This window comes from Phenylobacterium sp., from assembly GCF_020253645.1.
Taxonomy (GTDB): Bacteria; Pseudomonadota; Alphaproteobacteria; order Caulobacterales; family Caulobacteraceae; genus Phenylobacterium.
The window spans coordinates 1-3,918 of sequence record NZ_JADCBG010000007.1 but is presented as its reverse complement, the minus strand read 5'-3'; the positions used below and the strand labels follow the sequence as shown (position 1 = coordinate 3,918).

Here is a 3,918-nt window from a genome sequence, read left to right as displayed (position 1 = left end):
GTCCGGACAGGTCTAGATGGGGTCCATGACAGGCGACAGCTCCGTATCCCTCCGGAGTCGGGGCCTGCGAAACCCTCGACGCGGAGACAATGTCATGGAGCTCGTGATCGGATCAAAGAGATGGTCGAGCTGGTCCATGCGGCCCTGGCTCTCGCTGAAGAGGACCGGCGCGGAGTTCCGCGAACGGCTCATTTCCCTCTACCAGGCGGACGGTCAGACCCGCCTCGAGATCCTGCCCCATTCCCCGTCAGGCCGGGTCCCGGCCCTGAAGACCGGCCGGGTCGTCATCCCGGAGTCCCTCGCCATCTGCGAGTATCTGGCCGAAACCTTTCCCGACGCGCGGCTGTGGCCGGCGGACGCCGATCTCAGGGCGCTTGGTCGGGCTGCGGCAAGCGAGATGCACGCCGGCTTCCGCGCCCTGCGGCTGGAGTGCCCGATGGACCTCGCCAGGCCATTGGAGGCGGTCGCCCTGTCCGAGGAGGCTCTGGCGGACATCGCCCGGGTCCGGGTCCTGTGGACGGATCTTCTCACGCGCAGCGGCGGACCGTTTCTCCTGGGCGAGTGGTCGAACGCAGACGCCTTCTTCACGCCGGTGGCGACGCGCTTCCGGACCTACGCCGTGGACCCGGGTTCACCGCTCCTGGCGGCCTATATGGACCGGCTGCTGAGCTGGCCGGATTTCCTTGAGTGGGAGGCGGCGGGTCGCCTGGAGACCTGAGCGCCCGCCGCCCGCCGGGCTCAGCCCATCTTGTAGACGCAGACCTTGTTGCCTTCGGTGTCGCGGAAGTAGGCGCCGTAGAAGTTGGGCATGCGCTCGCCGGGAGGGCCTTCGCAGGTCCCGCCATTGGCCAGGGCGGCGGCGTGGACCTCGTCCACCATCTCGCGGCTGGGGGCGGAGATGGCCGGCATGACGCCGTTGCCTGCGGTCGCCTCGCCCTTGTCGTAGGGGATGCAGACGCCGAGCATGGCGCCCGTGCCGTTGGTGTAGAGCTCCATCCGGTCACCCGACATGGCGGGCCTCGTCCCCAGCGGGGCGAGGGCGGCGCGGTAGAAGGCCTTGGCGCGTTCAAAGTCGTTGGCGCCGAGGGTGACGTATCCGAGCATGGGGGACTCCTCCTTGTTTCGACGTGCAGTCTAGCGCCCCTTGACGACCGCGTAAGCCTCCAGGGCCCGGGCCCGGGCGAAGTCATGGTCCACGACGGGGGCGGGATAGTCGCGACCTAGCCGTATGCCGGCCTGGTCCAGCACCAGGGGCGCCGCCGTCCAGGGGGCGTGCAGCCATCGGTCGGGCAGGCGGGCGAGCTCCGGGACCCAGCGGCGGACATAGCGGCCGTCCGGATCGAACTTCGCGCCCTGGGCCATGGGACTGAAGATCCGGAAGTAGGGCGCCGCGTCGGCGCCGCTGCCGGCCACCCACTGCCAGTTACCGGCGTTCGAGGCGTGGTCGGCGTCCACGAGGGTGTCCCAGAACCAGGCCTCCCCCTCGCGCCAGTCGATGAAGAGGTGCTTGGCCAGGAAGGAGGCGCAGATCATGCGCACCCGGTTGTGCATCCAGCCGGTGGTCCAGAGCTCCCGCATGCCGGCGTCGACAATGGGATAGCCCGTGCGGCCGCGACGCCAGGCGGCGAGGCCCTTCGGGTCGGTCCGCCAGGGGATCGCCTCAAAGCGGGGATCGAAGCTGACCCGGGCCAGGTCGACACCGCGATGGCAGATTGCGGCATTGAATTCCCGCCAGCCCAGCTCGGCCAGGAACTTCTCGGCGTCGACCTCGGGCGCTGCGCCCATCGCCACCGCGTTGAGCGCCCCCCTGAAGGCGGCGAAGGGACTCAGCTCCCCGAAATGCAGGTGGGGCGAGAGGCGGGAGACGCCGGTCTCGGCGGGAAAGTCCCGCGCCCGGCCATAGCCGGAAAGACCTCGGGAGAGAAAGGTCGCCAGTCGCTCCCGCGCCCCGGCTTCACCCGGCCGCCAGTCCGAGAACCCCGATGTCCAGTCGGGCGCCGTCGGGTGCAGGCCCCAGTCGGCCAGCGCCTCTGATTGCGGCCAGCTCCCCGGCGCGGGAATCCGCGCGGGAGGTTCGGTGCGACCCGGATCGGCCAGGGTCGGGCGCGCCGCGCGCCAGAACGGGGTGAAGACGCTGAAGGGGCCCCCGGTCCGGGTCCGGATGGCGTCTGGCCTCAGAAGGTGGGCGCCGTTCCAGCGGCCGACGGTGACGCCGGCCTCCGCAAGGCGGCCCTCCAGCCGGTCGTCCCGCTGCGCCCATCCCGGGTCGAAGAGGTCGTTCCAGTGGACGGACCGCGCACCGGTATCCTGCGCGAGTGCGGTAAGGATCAGTTCAGGGTCTCCCCGGAGCAGGACCAGGCGGGATCCGCGCGACTCCAGATCGGCCGAGAGGGCCGCCAGCGAGTGGTGCAACCACCAGCGGGACGCGGCGCCCATCGGACGGACGCCGGGGCCCTCATCAAGGATGAAGACCGGCAGCACCTCGCCGTCGGCGAGCGCCGCGGTGAGCGCGGGATTGTCGAACAGGCGCAGGTCGCGCCGAAACCAGAGGATGGAGACGGACATGCGCCTTCCTGCGCCCAAGTCCGCCCTGCAGGCAACAGCGGTGAGTCAGCCCCAGACCTCACGCGTCCCCGGACGGGTGCGCGCCGGGCGGGCGGGTGACGGGGGCGGACCCCATTTCGGCCGGTCCAGGGGACGGGAAAAGGCCCAGCCTTGCCCCAGGTGCACGCCAAGGGTTTGCGACAGTCGGGCCACTTCGTCGGTCTCTATCATCTCGGCGATGGTGGCCACCCCGAGTTCGCCGCACAGTGCGACCAGGTGCTTCACAAGGATGGCCTCCTTCGAGCCCTCGGTCAGGGACTGGATGTAACGGCCGTCGATCTTGATGAAGTCGACTTCGAGACGGCGCAGATAGTCTAGGGAGGCGGCTCCGGCCCCGAAGTCATCGAGACAGACCACATGGCCCGCCGCCCGGAGGCGGGAGATCAGCACATTGGCGCGGTCCAGGTCATGGATCCTTCGGGTTTCCGTGATCTCGATGATCAATCGGCTCCGCAGGTCCAGGCCGTTACCGACCAGACCCAGAATCTCATCCAGAAAACCGTCGATCATCAGCGAATGCGCGCTGAGGTTCGCCGCGATCCGGGTGGTCTTGGGCTCTCTTCCGAGTTCCCGGACAAGGCTTCGGACGAGGGACAGGTCGAAGGCCTGGATCATCTCCAGCTCCTCGGCCAGCTGGATGGTCTCGGCCGGGCTGGTGTCCTTTGAGAAGCGCACGAGGGCTTCGAAGTGATGAAGCTCTCCGGTCTCCAGGGAAACGACGGGCTGGTAGGCGATGTCGAAGGCGCCCGTCGCGACGATCTCCCGGAAGCGTTGCGAGTCCTTCAGGGTCCGGGCGACCGTCGCCTGGAATCCCCTGGACGCCGCTTCGCCGCCGGACTCGATGTATCTGTCGAGGGCCGCCCGCATGGTCCGCATGTTCTGGGCGGCTTCAGCCCCATCCAGTGGCAGACGCGCCAAGGTCGGCCTGGCGTTGCCCCCGGTGGCGGCGTCGACGCTCTTCAGCAATCGTTCGGGCGTGGACTCCGAGGTCCTCATGACGGCGAACCGGTCAAGACCCACCTCGGCGCCGCCAACGCCCCCGTAGGAATCCGCCCGAAGCGCGGCCTGCAGGGACTGGCGGGCCTCTTCGGCCTCATCGGGGGCGAGGCGCGCCAGCCGATCGCGCAGCCCCTGCACCTCAACCAGATCCAGGCTCAGCGACAGCCCGGCCTTGCCCGCCTCCTGAACCAGGAAGTTCGCGGAGTCTGCGAAAGAGTCTGCTGGCGTCAGGCCCCTGGCGTCGCGGGAATAGGCGATGCTGGTGATCGGTGCGCCGAGACTTAGGGCGCAGGACAGCCGTGACCCCAGCTGAGG

4 protein-coding genes are annotated in these 3,918 nt (G+C 69.2%); 1 reads left to right on the top strand and 3 read right to left on the bottom strand.

Annotation, left to right across the window (positions count from 1 at the left end; genetic code table 11):
* Positions 1-94 precede the first annotated feature (94 nt).
* A complete protein-coding gene (locus INE98_RS00335) occupies positions 95-718 on the top strand; it encodes a glutathione S-transferase family protein (protein WP_293535729.1) in 624 nt (207 codons plus the stop codon).
* 20 nt (positions 719-738) lie between these two features.
* Here the strand turns inward: INE98_RS00335 and INE98_RS00330 are convergent, their stop codons facing one another.
* The 3 genes from INE98_RS00330 to INE98_RS00320 all read right to left on the bottom strand — a co-directional run.
* The gene (locus INE98_RS00330) at positions 739-1,104 is read right to left on the bottom strand and encodes a VOC family protein (RefSeq protein ID WP_293535727.1); all 366 of its coding nucleotides are present in this window, start codon (positions 1,102-1,104) and stop codon (positions 739-741) included.
* A gap of 30 nt (positions 1,105-1,134) precedes the next feature.
* Complete coding sequence (locus INE98_RS00325; protein WP_293535725.1) at positions 1,135-2,565, bottom strand: deoxyribodipyrimidine photo-lyase; 1,431 nt, start codon at positions 2,563-2,565, stop codon at positions 1,135-1,137.
* 45 nt (positions 2,566-2,610) lie between these two features.
* A partial coding sequence (locus INE98_RS00320) for an EAL domain-containing protein (RefSeq protein WP_293535723.1) occupies positions 2,611-3,918 on the bottom strand: 1,308 nt, incomplete at its 5' end.